This window comes from Streptosporangium sp. NPDC048886, from assembly GCF_055586905.1.
In genome coordinates this window covers 135,605-152,091 of the sequence record NZ_JBVJHH010000011.1, presented here as the reverse complement: position 1 = coordinate 152,091, position 16,487 = coordinate 135,605, and the positions used below count along the sequence as shown (strand labels likewise).

The 16,487-nt window shown below is 71.8% G+C and carries 12 protein-coding genes and 2 tRNA genes; 7 read left to right on the top strand and 7 right to left on the bottom strand.

The window, feature by feature from the left end:
• Window positions 1-10: 10 nt before the first annotated feature.
• Together ACZ6R6_RS15895 and ACZ6R6_RS15890 are read right to left on the bottom strand one after the other, a co-directional pair.
• Window positions 11-81 (bottom strand) — tRNA-Cys (locus tag ACZ6R6_RS15895).
• Window positions 82-108: 27 nt separating this feature from the next.
• A tRNA-Gly gene (locus ACZ6R6_RS15890) sits at window positions 109-180 on the bottom strand.
• Between the two features lie 146 nt (window positions 181-326).
• Between ACZ6R6_RS15890 and dusB the strand changes: the two genes are divergently transcribed.
• The 3 genes from dusB to ACZ6R6_RS15875 all read left to right on the top strand — a co-directional run bounded on the left by dusB (window position 327) and on the right by ACZ6R6_RS15875 (window position 4,465).
• The gene (dusB, locus tag ACZ6R6_RS15885; RefSeq protein WP_470093876.1) at window positions 327-1,448 is read left to right on the top strand and encodes a tRNA dihydrouridine synthase DusB; all 1,122 of its coding nucleotides are present in this window, start codon (window positions 327-329) and stop codon (window positions 1,446-1,448) included.
• 129 nt (window positions 1,449-1,577) lie between these two features.
• The gene (locus tag ACZ6R6_RS15880; RefSeq protein ID WP_470093874.1) at window positions 1,578-3,500 is read left to right on the top strand and encodes a TRAP transporter permease; all 1,923 of its coding nucleotides are present in this window, start codon (window positions 1,578-1,580) and stop codon (window positions 3,498-3,500) included.
• Window positions 3,497-4,465 carry a TAXI family TRAP transporter solute-binding subunit gene (locus ACZ6R6_RS15875; protein WP_470093872.1) on the top strand — a complete coding sequence of 323 codons (969 nt, stop codon included), beginning with the start codon at window positions 3,497-3,499 and terminating at the stop codon, window positions 4,463-4,465. Before ACZ6R6_RS15880 ends, ACZ6R6_RS15875 begins: the two co-directional genes overlap by 4 nt.
• Here ACZ6R6_RS15875 and ACZ6R6_RS15870 read toward each other — a convergent pair.
• Window positions 4,456-6,708, bottom strand: coding sequence for an ATP-binding cassette domain-containing protein (locus ACZ6R6_RS15870; protein ID WP_470093870.1), 2,253 nt, complete (start codon window positions 6,706-6,708; stop codon window positions 4,456-4,458). The genes ACZ6R6_RS15875 and ACZ6R6_RS15870 overlap by 10 nt on opposite strands.
• A gap of 63 nt (window positions 6,709-6,771) precedes the next feature.
• Here ACZ6R6_RS15870 and ACZ6R6_RS15865 point away from each other — a divergent pair, with 63 nt between their 5' ends.
• Complete coding sequence (locus tag ACZ6R6_RS15865; protein WP_470093868.1) at window positions 6,772-7,728, top strand: helix-turn-helix transcriptional regulator; 957 nt, start codon at window positions 6,772-6,774, stop codon at window positions 7,726-7,728.
• Here ACZ6R6_RS15865 and ACZ6R6_RS15860 read toward each other — a convergent pair.
• The gene (locus tag ACZ6R6_RS15860) at window positions 7,695-8,210 is read right to left on the bottom strand and encodes a DUF2087 domain-containing protein (RefSeq protein WP_470093866.1); all 516 of its coding nucleotides are present in this window, start codon (window positions 8,208-8,210) and stop codon (window positions 7,695-7,697) included. The genes ACZ6R6_RS15865 and ACZ6R6_RS15860 overlap by 34 nt on opposite strands.
• Before the next feature lie 123 nt (window positions 8,211-8,333).
• On the opposite strand from ACZ6R6_RS15860, the gene ACZ6R6_RS15855 reads away from it, so the two are divergent.
• A complete protein-coding gene (locus ACZ6R6_RS15855) occupies window positions 8,334-9,017 on the top strand; it encodes a hypothetical protein (RefSeq protein WP_470093864.1) in 684 nt (227 codons plus the stop codon).
• A gap of 63 nt (window positions 9,018-9,080) precedes the next feature.
• Here ACZ6R6_RS15855 and ACZ6R6_RS15850 read toward each other — a convergent pair whose 3' ends face one another.
• Together ACZ6R6_RS15850 and ACZ6R6_RS15845 are read right to left on the bottom strand one after the other, a co-directional pair.
• Window positions 9,081-11,573, bottom strand: coding sequence for a DEAD/DEAH box helicase (locus ACZ6R6_RS15850; protein ID WP_470093862.1), 2,493 nt, complete (start codon window positions 11,571-11,573; stop codon window positions 9,081-9,083).
• Between the two features lie 97 nt (window positions 11,574-11,670).
• Window positions 11,671-12,999, bottom strand: a complete 1,329-nt coding sequence (locus ACZ6R6_RS15845; protein ID WP_470093860.1) for an acyltransferase family protein — start codon at window positions 12,997-12,999, stop codon at window positions 11,671-11,673.
• Between the two features lie 184 nt (window positions 13,000-13,183).
• On the opposite strand from ACZ6R6_RS15845, the gene ACZ6R6_RS15840 reads away from it, so the two are divergent.
• Both ACZ6R6_RS15840 and ACZ6R6_RS15835 read left to right on the top strand, forming a co-directional pair.
• Complete coding sequence (locus ACZ6R6_RS15840) at window positions 13,184-14,431, top strand: sensor histidine kinase (RefSeq protein ID WP_470093858.1); 1,248 nt, start codon at window positions 13,184-13,186, stop codon at window positions 14,429-14,431.
• Window positions 14,422-15,069, top strand: a complete 648-nt coding sequence (locus ACZ6R6_RS15835) for a response regulator transcription factor (RefSeq protein ID WP_306868538.1) — start codon at window positions 14,422-14,424, stop codon at window positions 15,067-15,069. Before ACZ6R6_RS15840 ends, ACZ6R6_RS15835 begins: the two co-directional genes overlap by 10 nt.
• Window positions 15,070-15,230: 161 nt before the next feature.
• Here ACZ6R6_RS15835 and ACZ6R6_RS15830 read toward each other — a convergent pair whose 3' ends face one another.
• On the bottom strand, window positions 15,231-16,484 hold the full coding sequence (locus tag ACZ6R6_RS15830) for an MFS transporter (RefSeq protein WP_470093857.1): 1,254 nt from the start codon (window positions 16,482-16,484) through the stop codon (window positions 15,231-15,233).
• Window positions 16,485-16,487 lie beyond the last annotated feature (3 nt).

Here is a 16,487-nt window from a genome sequence, read left to right as displayed (position 1 = left end):
CTGAAACCAGAGGTGGAGACGGGATTTGAACCCGTGTACACGGCTTTGCAGGCCGTTGCCTCGCCTCTCGGCCACTCCACCGGAGTGAGAGCCCTGAAAGCCCTTCCGAGCGGAAGACGGGATTCGAACCCGCGACCCTCACCTTGGCAAGGTGATGCTCTACCACTGAGCCACTTCCGCGTGTTTTCGCCGGGTGTTCTCCCCGCGGCAACGAGAGAACTCTAGCGGGTTTTCCGAGTGGTTGCGTAACCGTTCCGGCTACGCCAAGGACAACCCTACCCAGCGGTGATTCGTCCCGCCGCGCCCCGTACGGTAGAAACAACCAGGTGGAGTCGTTGAAACTCGGATCGCTCGAGGTCTGGCCGCCCGTCGTCCTCGCCCCCATGGCCGGGATCACCAACGCGCCCTTCCGGACCCTCTGCCGCGAGCAGGGCGGCGGCCTGTTCGTCTGCGAGATGATCACGACGCGGGCGCTGGTGGAGCGCAACGTCAAGACGCTCAAGATGATCCGGTTCGACCCGGCGGAGCAGCCCCGCAGCATCCAGCTCTACGGGGTCGACCCGGTGACCGTCGGCAGGGCCGTCCGCATGATCGCCGAGGAGGACCTGGCTGACCACGTCGACCTCAACTTCGGCTGCCCGGTGCCCAAGGTGACCCGGCGCGGCGGCGGTTCCGCCCTGCCGTACAAGCGCAACCTGCTCCGGGCCATCCTGCGCGAGGCGGTGCGCAACGCCGGGACACTGCCGGTGACCATGAAGATGCGCAAGGGCATCGACGACGACCACCTGACCTACCTCGACGCGGGGCGGATCGCGGTGGAGGAGGGCGTCTCCGCGGTCGCCCTGCACGGCCGCACGGCCGTCCAGCACTACGGCGGCACCGCCGACTGGGAGGCCATCGCCCGCCTCAAAGAGGCGGTGACGGAGATCCCGGTGCTCGGCAACGGCGACATCTGGAGCGCCGCCGACGCGCTGCGGATGATGGCCGAGACCGGATGCGACGGCGTCGTCGTGGGCCGGGGCTGCCTCGGGCGCCCATGGCTGTTCCGGGACCTGACGGCCGCGTGCGAGGGGAGCCCGGAGCGCGCCCGGCCGCTGCTGGGGGAGGTCGCCGCGGCCATGGACCGGCACGCCACGCTGCTGACGGAGTGCTTCGGCAGCGAGCCGCACGCCGTGGCCGACTTCCGCAAGCACGTCGGCTGGTATCTCAAGGGCTTCACCGTCGGGGCCGACCTCCGCCGCCGCCTGGCCACCTCCGCCGACCTGGCCTCCCTGCGGGAGGGGCTCGCCGAGCTCGATCCCGCCCAGCCCTGGCCCGACGGCGTCGACGCGCCCCGCGGCAAGACCCATCCGCGCGACCGGGTCCATCTGCCCGCCGGCTGGCTGGACGACCCCTACGACCTCGCCGTCCCCGGCGCCGAGGCCGAGCTCGACACCTCGGGCGGCTGAGGCGCCCGACGGTGGGCGGGCCGGGCTCGCGCAATCGCGACCAGAATGTGATCTCCTTCTGACGGGACGGTGTCAGCCCCCTGGGTAACTTCCCGTCAGAGACCGGCGGCTCACACGTGGAGACGGCGTTTGACGGAGACCACATCACCCGATGATCTGATCGCGGAGTTCGACGCCGAGCGGCCCGCCCGGCGGCTGTCGGGCCGGGTGGCGGCGGCCGTCACCCTGGCCGCCCTGGGGCTGTCCCTCTATGTGCTCTACTGGGCCTTCCGCCCCGGTCCCGTGCTCCCGTACCGGATGACCTTCCTGGCGGTCGTGCTGCCGCTGACCTTCGTCTGCTACAAACCGGGGCGGCGGGGCGGCGACCGTCCGGGCGCCGCCGACTGGGCGCTGGCCGGGCTGTCGCTCGTGGTGTGCCTCTACCCGCTGGCCGTCTTCGACGACTTCATCCGGCGCGCGTTCGACCCGACGGCCCTCGACGTGGCCGCCGGCGTGGTCATCTCCCTGCTGGTGCTGGAGGCGTGCCGGCGCACCGTCGGCTGGATCCTGCCCGCGGTCTGCCTGGTGTTCGTCGCTTACGCCTACTACGGCGGCTACCTGCCCTTCGACTGGGTCGTCGGGCACCACGGCTACGACATCAGCCGGATCGTCGTCTCGTTCGTGATGGGCACCGACGGCGTGTACGGCGTGCCGCTCGACGTGGCGGCCACCTACATCATCCTGTTCACCGTCTACGGGGCGGTCCTCGACCACTCCGGCGCCGGGAAGTTCTTCGTGGACGTCTCCCTGGCCGCCTTCCGCCGCTCGCGTTCGGCGCCCGGCCGTACGGTCACCCTCGCCGGGTTCCTCCTCGGCACGGTCAGCGGATCGGGCGTCGCGACGACGGTGAGCGTGGGCAGCGTCGCCTGGCCGATCCTGCGCCGGGCCGGCTACCCCCGTGAGCAGGGCGGGGGAGTGCTGGCGGCGGCGGGCATCGGCGCGATCCTGTCGCCTCCCACGCTGGGCGCGGCGGCGTTCATCATCGCCGAATACCTGCGGGTCGGATACCTCACCGTGCTGGTCTACGCCCTGATCCCCACGGTCCTGTACTACCTGGGCATCTTCCTGGCCATCGAGATCGACGCCCGCAAGTACGGCACCCGGTCGGTCGAGGTGGACGCGCCGAGGTTCTGGCCGCTGCTCAGACGGTCCGGCTACCACTTCAGCTCGCTGTTCGTGATCGTCATCCTGATGGCGCTGGGCCAGTCGCCGTTCCGGGCGGTGGTCTACGCCACGTTGCTGGCCTTCGCGCTGTCCTTCCTCGACCCCGCCCACCGGCTCACCCCCCGCCGGGCGGTGCGGGCGCTGGCCGCGGGGACGACGGGGGTGCTGCCGGTCGCGGCCACCTGCGCCGCCGCCGGAATGATCGTCGCCGTCGTCACCCTCACCGGCCTGGGACTGAAGGCGAGCTCGCTGATCGTCGGGGCCTCGGGCGGGATCCTGCCCGTCACCGCGCTGCTGTGCGCGCTGGCGGTGCTGCTGCTGGGCCTCGCCGTGCCGGTGACGGCGTCGTTCGTCATCGCGGCGGTCATCATCGGGCCCGCGCTGACCGACCTGGGAGTCAGCCAGGCCGAGGCGTACATGTTCATCTTCTACTACGCGGTGCTGTCGGAGGTCAGCCCGCCCACGGCGCTGTCGGCCTTCGCGGCCTCGGCCATCACCGGCGGCAACGCCTACCGGACCATGATGGCCACCTGGAAATACACGCTGCCGGCGTTCCTGGTGCCCTTCGCCCTGGTGCTGACCCCCGCCGGCTCCGCGCTGCTCGCCCAGGGGCCGGTGGGGGAGATCCTCGCGGCCACGGCGGTCTCGGCGCTGGCGGTGGCGGCGCTCGCCGCCGCCACCGGCGGCCGGCTGCTCGCTCCCGCGGGGGCGGTCGAGCGGGTGCTGTGCGCCGCCGCCGCCGTCCTGCTGCTGTTCCTGTCGCCCGTCCCGGCCCTCGTCGGGGCGGGCGTCCTGGCCCTGGCCATCGCGGTGCATCTGGTTACGCGGACACGAGAGGCACGATCATGAGCATCAAACACGTGGCGGTCCTGCTGGCGGCGGGGGCGCTGCTGCTCGCCGGCTGCGGCGGCGACCGCTCCGCCGGACAGGGCGCGGACCAGAGCTCCGCGGGCAAGCGGCTGTCGATCGCCACCGGCAACACCACCGGCGTCTACTACGTCCTCGGCGGCGCCCTGGCCGACCAGATCGGCAAGGACATCCCCGGCTACCAGGCGACGGCCGAGGCGACCGGCGCGTCGGTGGAGAACATCCAGCGGGTCGTCAGGGGCGACTCCGACCTCGCCTTCACCCTGGCCGACTCCGCCGCCGACGCCGTCGCGGGCAAAGGCGCCTTCACCGCGCCCCAGCCGATCCGCGCCGTCGCCCGGCTGTATGACAACTACACCCAGGTGGTGGCCACCACCGGGTCGGGCGTGAAGTCCGTCGCCGATCTCAAGGGCAAGCGGGTCTCCACCGGGTCGCCGAACTCCGGCACCGAGGTCATCGCGCTGCGCCTGCTGAAGGCGGCCGGGCTCGACCCGGACAAGGACGTCAGCCGCCAGGCGCTGGGCCTGCCCGAGAGCGTGCAGGGCATCAAGGACGGCAACCTCGACGCCCTCGTCTGGTCCGGGGGGCTGCCCACCCCGGGCATCACCGACCTGGTGACCTCGCTGAAGGGCGAGGTCGCCTTCGTCCCGCTGGACGGGGTGCTGGCCCAGGTCCGCAGCGAGCACGGCCAGGTCTACACCGAGGGCACGATCGCCAAGGACGTCTACGCCACCCCCGCCGACGTCCCCACGATCGCGGTGCCCAACCTGCTGGTGGTGAGCGAGAAGATGGATCCCGCGCTCGCGGGCGACCTCGCGAAGCTGATCTTCGACCGCAAGGCGGACCTGGCGAAGGTCCACCCCGCGGCCAGGGGCATCACCCGTGAGAACGCCCCGAAGACCGACCCGGTCCCGCTCCACGACGGCGCCCGGAAATACTACGGCTGACCCAGGTCGCGGCGGAGATACTCGGCGGTGAAGGAGCCGGCCGCCTCCAGGAGCTGCCGGGGCGTGCCCTCGAACACGACGGTGCCGCCCTGGTCCCCGCCGTCGGGGCCGAGGTCGACGATCCAGTCGGCGTGCTTGACGACGTCGAGGTTGTGCTCGATGGCGATGACCGTGTTACCGGCGTCCACCAGGCTGTCCATGATGGTGAGCAGGTGCCTGACGTCGGCCATGTGCAGCCCCGTGGTCGGCTCGTCCATCACGTAGACGCTGCCGGTCTTGTGGAGCTCGCCGGCGAGCTTGATCCGCTGGCACTCGCCGCCGGACAGGCTGCTGAGGGGCTGGCCGAGTTTGAGGTAGCCCAGCCCCACCTCGTTGACCGCCTGCAGGACGCGTGCGGGCTTCGGCTCGGTGAAGAACTCCGCCGCCTCGCCCGCCGTCATCTCCAGCACGTCGGAGATCGACCTGCCGCGCAGGGTGTGCCGGAGCACCTCCTCCCGGAACCGCCGCCCCTGGCAGACCTCGCACGTCGAGGTGACGGCGTCCATGAACGCCAGGTCGGTGTAGATGATCCCCAGCCCCTGGCACTGCGGGCAGGCGCCCTTGGAGTTGAAGCTGAACAGGGCCGGGCTGACGCCGCCGGCCTTGGCGAACAGCCTGCGGATCTCGTCCATCAGCCCGGTGTAGGTGGCGGGGTTCGACCGGATCGACCGGCTGACCGCCGACTGGTCGATGACGACCGCGTCCGGGTGCCGGGCCAGGAACACCTCGTTGACGAGTGTGCTCTTGCCCGACCCGGCCACCCCCGTGACGACGGTGAGCACCCCGGTGGGGAAGGCGACCGTGACGTCCTTCAGGTTGTGCGCGGTGGCGCCGGTGACGGTCAGCGTGCCGGTCGGCTCACGGAAGCCCGCCTTGAGCGGCCGGTTGTGGCGCATGTGCCGCCCGGTGAGGGTGCCCGCCCGGTGCAGGCCGGCGACGCCGCCCTCGTAGACGATCTCGCCGCCGTGCGCGCCCGCGTGCGGCCCGACGTCGACCACGTGGTCGGCGATCTCGATGACGTCGCGGTCGTGCTCGACCACGAGCACGGTGTTGCCCTTGTCGCGCAGCTCGCGCAGCAGACCGTTCATGCGCCGCACGTCGCGCGGGTGCAGGCCGACGGTCGGCTCGTCGAAGATGTAGGTCATGTCGGTGAGGCTGCTGCCGAGGTGGCGGACCATCTTGATCCGCTGTGACTCCCCGCCGGAGAGGGTGGCCGTCGCCCGGTCCAGGCTGAGGTAGCCCAGGCCGATGGAGACCAGGTGCCGCAGCCGCTCCAGGACCGCGGCGACCATCGTCGCCGCGATCGGGTGGTCGATCCGGGCGACCACGTCCACCAGGTGGCGGGCCTCCATCGCGGCCAGGTCGGCGATGTTGCGGCCGTCGATCCGGCAGGCCAGCGCGGCCTGGTTGAGCCTGGCCCCCCGGCACAGCGGACAGGTCCGCGTCGAGACGAACTCCAGCAGCGCCTCCCGGTTGGCCTTGGTGTCGATGTCCTTCCTGATGTAGATCCGGTCGAACTTGTCGACCAGGCCCTCGTACTTCTGCGGGACCGTCCCGCCCTGCGTCTCGAACATGATGTCCGGCCCCTGGCCGCGCAGCAGCGTCTCCCACTCGGACTCGGTGTAGTCCGCCAGCTTCTTGTCGTTGTCGAACAGCCCCGAGTGGGCGAAGGTCTTCCAGAACCAGGTGCCGACCCCGAAGTTCGGCAGCAGCATCGCACCCTCGTTGAGCGACTTCGACCGGTCCAGGGCCCGGTCCAGGTCCAGGGTCATCTTCCTGCCGACCCCCTCGCACTCCGGGCACATCCCGGCGGGGTCGTTGAAGGAGAAGGCGTTGGAGTAGCCGGCCGGTGGCGTGCCGATCCGGGAGTAGAGCAGCCGCAGCAGGGAGTGGATGTCGGTGATCGTGCCGACGGTGGAGCGGGAGTTGCCGCCGATGCGCTGCTGCCCGATGACGACCGCGGCCGAGAGGTTCTCGACGCCGTCGGCGTCCGGCTGGCCGTACTTGGGCAGGCGGTTGCGGACGAACGTGGTGAAGGTCTCGTTGAGCTGCCGCTGTGACTCCGCGGCGATCGTGTCGAACACGATGGACGACTTGCCGGACCCCGAGACACCGGTGAAGACCGTGATCTGTTTCTTCGGGATCTTCAGTGAGATGTTCTTGAGGTTGTTCTCACGGGCGCCCGTTATCTCGATGTGGCTCATGAATCCGACGCTAGCCTCGGTTTAGGCCAGTTCCCGGCCGCAATCGATGGCATCGTGGACGCCATGGCAGACACCACGGCGCGGGTGCTCCGGCTGCTGTCGCTGCTCCAGGCGCACCGGGAGTGGCCGGGGCCCGAGCTCGCCGAGCGGCTGGAGGTCAGCCCGCGCACGCTCCGCCGCGACATCGACCGGCTCCGGGAGCTGGGCTACCCGGTCCACGCGACGACCGGCCCGGCCGGGGGATACCGGCTGGAGGCGGGGACCGCGATGCCGCCGCTGCTGCTCGACGACGAGGAGGCCGTGGCCATCGCGGTGGGCCTGCGCACGGCGGCCGCCGGCTCGGTGACCGGGATCGAGGAGACCTCACTGCGGGCCCTGGCCAAGCTGGAGCAGGTCCTGCCCTCCCGGCTGCGCCGCCGGGTCAACACCCTGCAGACCCAGACCGTCACGGTGCGCGGCCGGTGGCCGACCGTGGACCCGGACACCCTGGCGCTGCTGGCGCAGGCGAGCCGGGACCACGAGCGGCTGCGCTTCGGCTACCGCCGCCGCGACGGCACGCGGAGCGCCCGCCTGGTCGAGCCGTACCGGCTGGCCTCCACCGGGCGGCGCTGGTATCTCGTCGGATGGGACGTCGAGAGGGAGGACTGGCGGACCTTCCGGGTGGACCGGCTCACCGCGCCGCTGGCCACCGGAGTCCGGTCCGGCCCGCGTGAGCCGCCGCCCGGCTACGTCGAGGAGTCCGTGGTCGCTCCCATCAGCCGGTATCGGGCGGTGGTCACCGTGCACGCGCCCCTGGCCGTGGTCGCCGAGCGCTTCTCCGGGCCCGGCTGGGTCCTGGAGGATCTGGACGGGCGGAGCTGCCTGCTGCGCACCGGCGGTGACTCGCTGGAGTGGCTGGCCTTCTCCGTCGGGCTGCTCGGCCTGGACTTCACCGTCCACGAGCCGCCCGAGCTGGTGGACCACATCCGGCTGCTCGTCACCCGGCTTCAGGCGTCGACGGAGCCGCCGCTGCGCCAGTAGACGTTGTTCTCCCGGCTCAGCAGCCCGTCGTCGACCAGGTAACGGCGGAGCGCCGCGTAGTCGTCGTGGAAGGCGCGCAGCGCGGTGTCGACCTCCTTCTCCGGATAGCGGATCCCGGGCTCGAAGACCTGGGCGATGTAGTTCAGCACGACCAGCTGCTTGTCGCGCTTGGTGGGGATCGCCCGCAGCCGCCCTTCGACGAGGAAGGACTGCAGCACCTTCTCCTCCGGCGAGACCGGGGCGGCGGGCCGGGCCGTGGCGTGCAGCAGCTCGCGGAAGCGCTCCCGCCGCGCCTGCCACCGGCCGTCGTCGTCCCGTACGGCCAGCCCGCCGCGCTCCAGCCGGTCCAGTGCCCGCCGTATCGCGTCCCGATCAAGCCCGGACCCCTCGGGCGTACCGTTCAGCACCAGCGCCGCCAGCACCCGTAACGTGTCCTCCTGATAGAGCAGGCCGAGCACCTGCCGCATCGCGTCGTCGTTCATGCCCTCTATTTTGTCGGGCCTGTCCGGTGCTTCTCGCACCGCGGACGCCCGGGGCGCGGGGCCCGGCCGCCTCCTCCTGCGACAAGGCCGGCCGGTCCCGACTTTCCTGGCATCATGGAGCGCATGCTCAGAAAGATCATTTTTGCCGCGACGCTCGTCGCCGGCACGGCCCTCGCCGGCATGCCCCCCGCCTCGGCCGCCGCCGCCCCCGCGGTCCCCAAGGGCTTCCTGCTGCACGACAGGGAGGTGGCCGCCGACCAGGCCAAGAAGGACGAGCCGGCCGACGCCGAGAACGTCTGGTGGGCCAGCGCCAAGGCCGGGGAGCGGTTCGCGGTCGACCCCTGCGCCCACAGCGCGGTGGCCGCCTCCCAGCGGAAGGACCCCAAGGTCGGCCAGGCCGGCCGGGCGGCGGCCCGGACGGCCTACTTCGAGGTCGAGGGCGAGATCGAGACCATCGAGCAGGTGATCCTCTACAGCTCGGAGCGGGCCGCGCGGTCGGCGCTGCAGCAGTTCCGGGCGGGCGTGCAGAAGTGCAGGCAGTCGGAGGGCTGGAAGAACGGCTCCTTCAACCGGAGCCTGGCCAGGGTCTCCCTCGGGGACGAGGCGTGGAAGAGCAGCGCCCGGGCCTACGAGGACGGCCGGCCCGTCACCGGGGACGACGTCGTGATCGCCCGCCGGGCCAACGCGGTCACCGTCTACCTCGCCTCCGCCGCCGCCAGACCGGCCGCCAAGAGCCACACCCAGCAGCTCGCGCACACCAGGCAGATGCTCGCCAAGATCTGCCAGATCGCCGCCTGCGCCTCGTAGGGGCAGAGGGCGGGGCCGGCCCGGACCGCGGGTGATCGCGCGTCCGGGCCGGTCCCGGCGGGGTCAGAGGCGGTTCAGGCCGACGACGTGGAGCACGGCGCGGCCCTCCTCGTCGGAGGCGGCCAGGTCCACCTGGGCGTCGATGCCCCAGTCGCCGTCGCCCGCCGGGTCGGCGATGACCTGGCGGACCTTCCAGAACTCCTTCTCCTCCTCGATGCGGAGCAGTCCCGGGCCGCGGGCGTCGGGGCCGGTGCCGATCTCCTCGTGGTCGTCGTAGTAGGCGTCGAGGGCGGCGCCCCAGTCCACGTCCGGTGCCAGCTCGGCCAGCTCCTCCTCCTTCTCCAGGGAGGACAGCTCGACCAGGCGGAACATCGCGTTGCGGACCAGCACCCGGAAGGCGCGGCTGTTGGCGGTGACCGGCTTGGTCTTCTCCTCCAGGGAGGGCGTCTCCAGCTCGCCGGCCGGGTTCTGCAGCTGCTCCCACTCGTCCAGGAGGCTGGAGTCGACCTGGCGGACCAGTTCGCCGAGCCACTCGATGAGGTCGATGAGGTCTTCGGTCTTGAGGTGCTCGGGGATGGTCCGCGACAGGGTGCGGTAGGCGTCGGCGAGGTAGCGCAGGACGGTGCCCTCGGACCGGGCCAGCTCGTAGAACTGGACGTAGTCGGCGAAGGTCATCGCCCGTTCGTACATGTCCCGGACGACGGTCTTGGGACTGACGGTGTAGTCGCCGACCCAGGGGTGGCCCCGGCGGTAGGTCTCGTAGGCGCCCAGCAGCAGGTCGGCCAGCGGCATCGGGTAGGTGATCTCGTTGAGGAGCTCCATCCGCTCCTCGTATTCGATGCCGTCGGCCTTCATCTGCGCCACGGCCTCGCCGCGTGCCTTGTTGAGCTGCGCGGACAGGATCTGGCGGGGGTCGTCGAGGATGGACTCGATGATCGAGACCATGTCGAGAGCGTAGGTCGGCGACTCCATGTCCAGCAGTTCGAGGGTGGCCAGCGCGAAGGTGGACAGCGCCTGGTTGAGCGCGAAGTCCTCCTGGAGGTCGACGGTCAGGCGGGCCATCCGGCCCTGCTCGTCGGGCTCGGCGAGCTTCTCCACCACGCCGCCGGCCAGCAGCGAGCGATAGATCGCGATGGCCTGGCTGATGTGCCGCCGCTGCCACTTGCGGTCCTCGTGGTTGTCGGTGAGCAGGTGCTTCATCGCCGCGTAGCAGTCGCCGGGGCGGTTGATCACCGCGAGCAGCATCGCGTTGCTGACCTTGAACCGGGAGTTGAGCGGCTCGGGCTCGGCGCCCTGCAGCTTCTCGAAGGTCTCCTCGCTCCAGCCGACGAAGCCCTCCGGCGGCTTCTTGCGGGCGTAACCGCGCCGCCGCTTGGGGTCGTCGCCGATCTTGGCCAGTGCCTTCTCGTTCTCGACGACGTGGTCGGGGGCCTGGCAGACGACGTAGCCGATGGTGTCGAAGCCCGCCCGCCCGGCCCGTCCGGCGATCTGGTGGAACTCGCGGGCGCGCAGCCGCCGGACCTTGCTGCCGTCGTATTTCGACAGCGCGGTGAACAGCACGGTCCTGATCGGCACGTTGACGCCGACGCCGAGCGTGTCGGTGCCGCAGATGACCTTCAGCAGGCCGGCCTGGGCCAGCCGCTCCACCAGGCGGCGGTATTTCGGGAGCATCCCGGCGTGGTGCACGCCGATGCCGTGCCGTACGAGACGGGACAGCGCCCGGCCGAACCTGGTGGTGAACCGGAAGTTGCCGATCAGGGAGGCGATGGCCTCCTTCTCGGCCTTGGTGGACATGTTGATGCTCATCAGCGCCTGGGCCCGCTCCATGGCCGCGGCCTGGGTGAAGTGGACGACGTAGACGGGCGCCTGGTTGGTGGTGAGCATCTCCTCCAGGATCTCGTGGAGGGGGGTGAGGCGGTAGGAGTAGACCAGCGGGACGGGGCGTTCGGCGTTCTTGACCACGGCGGTCGGCCTGCCGGTGCGCCGGGTCAGGTCCTCCTCGAACCGGCTCACGTCGCCCAGCGTCGCCGACATCAGGATGAACTGCACGTTCGGCAGCTCCAGCAGCGGCACCTGCCAGGCCCATCCCCGGTCGGGCTCGGCGTAGAAGTGGAACTCGTCCATCACGACCTGGCCGATGTCGGCCTGGGCGCCGTCGCGCAGCGCGACGTTGGCGAGGATCTCGGCGGTGCAGCAGATGATCGGCGCGCCGGGGTTCACGCTGGCGTCGCCGGTCATCATGCCGACGTTCTCGGTGCCGAACAGCGCGCACAGGTCGAAGAACTTCTCCGACACCAGCGCCTTGATCGGCGCGGTGTAGAAGGTGCGCACGTCCCGGGTCAGCGCGGTGAAGTGGGCTCCGGCCGCGACCAGGCTCTTGCCCGACCCGGTGGGGGTGGCCAGGATCAGGTTGTTTCCGGAGACGACCTCGATCAGCGCCTCCTCCTGGGCAGGATAGAGGGTGAGCCCCCGCTCGGAGTTCCACTCGACGAACGCGTCGAAGATGGCATCGGGATCGGCGTCGATCTCTTCTGGCAGGCGATCTACAAGGCTCACGGTTCAATACTGCCGAAGAACTGGTGGTGGTCGGACCGGCTCGGGCGACAGATGTGATCGCATCGTGCCCAGGACAGATGACCTGGCGCGAATATATCTACCTAAACCCCATCAAAACATGATCAAGGGGACTGGAGGACGGCTGCGCCGGCCGGGACCGGGCGGGCGACCAGGTGAGCGCCAGCCCCGCCAGGAGCATCCCCGCGCCGAGCACCGGCGCCCACCCCGGGACGAAACCGATCGCCGTGAGGACGAGCAGACCCGACCCGGCCAGCGCCAGGGCCACCACGATCCGGGCCATGCCCCCGGCGTACGGCGCGGCCCGCGGCGGCGTCTCGAACCGGGCGAAGCAGCGCATCAGCGGGAACATGGCCAGCACGAGCATCAGCAGCCAGTGCGGCCAGCCCGACAGCCACGCCTGGCTGCCCGGCTCCGGGGTGGAGATGCCCAGCCCCACCACGACCATCGAGGTGACGACCGCCAGGGCGCTCATGTGCCACAGGTAGACGGTCATCATCCGGGGGGCGGCCCAGGCCAGCAGCCGTGACACCCCCGGCCACTCCACGAGGGCGACGATCCACCGGCGCAGCGCCAGCGCCAGCCCGATCTGGCCGATCCCCACCGCCAGCAGCGCGATCGTGGGCGGGGCCATGTTGGAGACGGCCGCGCCCGGCATCCCGATCATGCTGCCCGGGTAGGGGCCGGCCGCCACCAGCGCCGCGGCCAGGCCGTACCCGATCAGGGCCATGGCCCAGGGCCGGCCCAGCCGGCCGTCGGCGTACAGGAAGCCGAGCTGGTGCACCGCGAGCCAGACCAGCGCGATGTTGAGGAAGCCGATGACCTCCAGGCCGCTGGTGAAACGGGCGACGTCCACCACGACGGCCCCCGCCGTCAGCACCGCGGGCACCCGCCAGCCGTAGCGCATGTTGAGCCGGAGCATCGGCGGGGTCACCACCACCGCGGCCAGGTAGACGGCCAGGAACCACAGCAGCTGCCCGGCCAGGCGCGAGGCCGTGACCACCGGCTGCTCGGGCACGCCGAGGGCCGTCAGCAGGTGGGGCAGGGGCACCCACACCGCCGCCAGCGGCAGCACCGGCCAGGCCAGGCGGCGCAGCCGCGCCGCCAGCCAGGCGGGAGCCGCGCCGCCGCGCCGTACCGAGCCCCGCCAGCTGATCGCGTTGGCCGCGCCGCCCGCGAAGAAGACCAGCGGCATCACCTGACTGATCCAGGTGATCACCCACGCGCCGCCGGTCGCCAGCGCGTTGCCGGTGGAGATCCGCCCGCCGGCGAAGGACAGCACCGGCATGCTCCAGTGCTGCAGCACCACCAGGGCCATGCCGAACAGACGCAGCGCGTCGATGAACACGTCACGGCCCGGCGGCGCGGGCGTCGCGGGGGCTGCCGGGCGGGACAGGACGGCGGTCATGGGGAACTCGATTCGTCGGGGAGCGGTGCTCCGACCCTCCCGCGCGCGCCCCGGCCGGCGCAGTCACGCCCGCGGCCCTCTTCCGGTCAAGGCCGCACCCTTACCGGGGGTAGGGCCAGCCCTACCCCCGGAAGGCGGCACGCAGGGGCGAGAACCGGTCCCGCGAGCTCGTAGCGTTGACGGCATGAGATCCCTCCTGCGCCGTATCGGCACCGACAGCCGTTACCTGATCGCCGGCTTCCCGCTGGCCGTCGTCTTCTTCGTCCTGATGGTGGCCGGTTTCGCCGCCGGGGTCGGCACGGCGATCGTATGGGTGGGTCTGCCGATCCTGGCGACCACGCTGCTGATGGCCCGGGGGCTGGCCGATGTGGAACGGCGGATGCTGCCCGAGGTGCTCGGCCGCACGCTGCCCCGGCCCCGCTACCGGCCGGCGCCGGAGACCGCCGGCTGGGTCCGGCGCATGGTGAACCCCCTGACCAGCGGCCAGTCGTGGCTGGACCTGCTCTACGGGATCGTGGCCTTCCCGGTCTCCATCGTGACGTTCGTCTTCACGGTGACCTGGTGGGCCGGGACGATCCTGGGCCTGACCAGCCCGATCTACGGGTGGATCACCGCGGCGATCCCCGGCAACCACGGCCTGGCCTACCTGCTCGGGTTCGACGACAAGGTCTGGATCGAGGTCCTCATCAACACCTGCATCGGCGTGCTGTTCGCGCTCACCCTGCCGCTGGTCGTGCGCGGCGGGGCGCTGATCCGGGCCGGGCTCGGCCGGGCCATGCTGACCGGCGTCGCCGAACTGCACGAGCGCATCGACGACCTGGCCGAGGGGCGGGCCGCCGCGGTGTCGGCCGAGGCCAACGCGCTGCGGCGGCTGGAGCGCGACATCCACGACGGGCCGCAGCAGCGCCTGGTCTCCCTGGCGATGGACCTGTCGCGGGCCCAGCGCCAGCTCAAGCGCGACCCGCAGATGGTCGAGGAGATGCTCAGCCAGGCCATCACCTCCACCCGCGACACCCTGGACGAGCTGCGCGCGCTCTCGCGCGGCATCGCGCCGCCGATCCTGACCGACCGCGGCCTGGCCCCGGCGCTCGCCGCGCTGGCCAGCCGCTGCACGATCCCCGTCGAGCTGGACGTGCAGATCACCGGCCGCTTCGCGGCGGCGGTGGAGAACACCGTCTACTTCGTGGTCGCCGAGAGCCTGACCAACGTCGCCAAGCACAGCCACGCCACCGTCTGCACGGTGTCGCTGAACAAGACCGGCGGCGTCCTCATGCTGACGATCGGGGATGATGGAGTAGGCGGCGCACACGTCGCCAAGGGACACGGCCTGTCCGGCCTCGCCGACCGCCTGAAGGCGGTCGACGGGGAGATCGCGGTGGACTCACCGGTGGGCGGGCCGACGGTGATCGTGGCGGAGGTGCCGTGCGGGTAGTCGTGGCCGACGACGCAGTGTTGATCAGAGAGGGCCTGATCCGGCTGCTCGAGGAGTTCGGCTGCGAGGTGGTCGCGGCGGTGGGGGACGGCGACAGCCTGGTGGAGGCCGTCGCCGAGCATCGGCCCGACGTCTCGGTGGTCGACGTCCGGATGCCGCCCAGCTTCACCGACGAGGGGCTGCGGGCGGCGGTCGAGGCGCGCCGGCGGGTGCCGGGCGCGCCGGTACTGATCCTGTCGCAGTACGTGGAGGTCTCCTATGCCGACGACCTGCTCGCCGACGCCAGGGGCGCGGTGGGCTATCTGCTCAAGGACCGGGTCGTGGACGTCGACGACTTCATGGGGGGCCTGCGCACCGTCGCGGCCGGCGGGACGGTCTTCGACCCGCAGGTGGTGGCCCAGCTGATGGTACGGCGCCGCCGCGACGATCCGCTGGCCCTGCTCACCCCGCGCGAGCGGGAGGTGCTCGGCCTGATGGCGGAGGGCAGGTCCAACCCGGCCATCGGCCGCCAGCTCGTGGTCAGCGACGGCGCCGTGGAGAAGCACATCCGGAGCATCTTCGCCAAGCTCGGCCTGTACGCCGAGGACGGCGACCAGCACCGCCGTGTCCTGGCCGTCCTCGCCTACCTGCGCTCCTGAGGCCCGTACGGCGGGGCCGGGTGCGGCGGAGCCCGGACGGGCGGGGCGGGGCCGAGACGGCGGGACGGGGCCGGGCGGGTGCCGCGCGGACGGCGCGGGGCGCGGAGCCGGCGCGTGCCAGACCCGCGAGGTCAGGGCCTGCGAGGCCACAGTCTGTGAGGTCATGGCCTGTGGGCGGCGGTGTCGGAGCGGCGGGCCAGGAGCAGCAGGGCGCCGGCGCCGGCGGTCAGGGCGAGTGAGACGACGGTCACGTCGGACCACCCCCCGACCTGCCACCGGTGCGCCGCCATCGCGCCGAACACGGAGCTGCCCAGGTAGTAGGCCAGCAGATACAGCCCGGACGCCTGCCCGACGCCGACGTCGACCCGGTGGGCCCGGTCCGACACCCAGCCGCTGACCAGCGAGTGCGTGCCCAGGAACGCGAAGGTGAGCACGCCGAGGCCGGTGACGATCAGCGGCAGTTGGGGCGCGGCGGCCAGCAGCACCCCGACGAGCAGGAGTGCGACGCCGATCAGCGCGCCGGAGCCGCGCCCGACCCGGGCGGCGGCGCGCCCGGCGACGAGCGGCGCGAAGACGCCCACCGGGTAGGCCAGGAACACCAGGGCGGCCGCGCCGCCCAGCAGGTAGGGGGCGGCCTCCAGGCGGAAGGCCATGGCGTTGTACAGGCCGACGAACGCTCCCATGGTGGCCGCTCCGACCAGGCAGAGCGCGACGAGGGCCGGATCCCGCAGGGTCAGCCGGGTGTTGCGCAGGATGCTGCCCGGCCGGGGGCTGGAGCGTGCGAACCGCCGGGACGGCGGCACCAGGATCCACAGGCCGGCCGCGCAGACCAGGGTGAGGCCGCCGGTGACCAGGGCGGCGCCCGGCCAGCCCCACAGCGCGTCGAGCGGCCCGGGGAGCAGCCGCCCGGCCGCCCCGCCCAGCGCCGTGCCCGTGATGTAGGCGGCGTTGGCGCGCAGGTGCGCCGAGGGGTGCACCTCCTCGCGCAGGTAGGCCAGGGCCACCGCCGGCAGGCCGGCCAGCGCGACGCCCTCGAGGCCCCTGACGGCCAGCAGACTGTGCCAGGTGGGCGCGGCGGCGGACGCGATCCCCAGCACCGCCGTACCGGCCAGGGAGATCCGCATGATCGCCACACGCCCGACCGCGTCCGAGATCGGCCCCACGAACACCAGCGCGACCGCCATGGTGACCGTGGACAGCGACAGCACCGCCGTCGACGCGGCGGCCGACACCTGGAAGTGCCTGGCGACGCCGGGGAGCAGCGGCTGGACGTAGTACAGCGCCATGAAGTTCGCGAGCCCGCCGAGCCCCAGCCCGTAGACGATCCGCCGGTAGGCGGGTTCACCGGGCCGGTGCCCGGCGTGGGGCCGGGCGGTTCCGGGGAGGGGAGCCGGGTGGGGAAGGGTCGAGGTCACCAC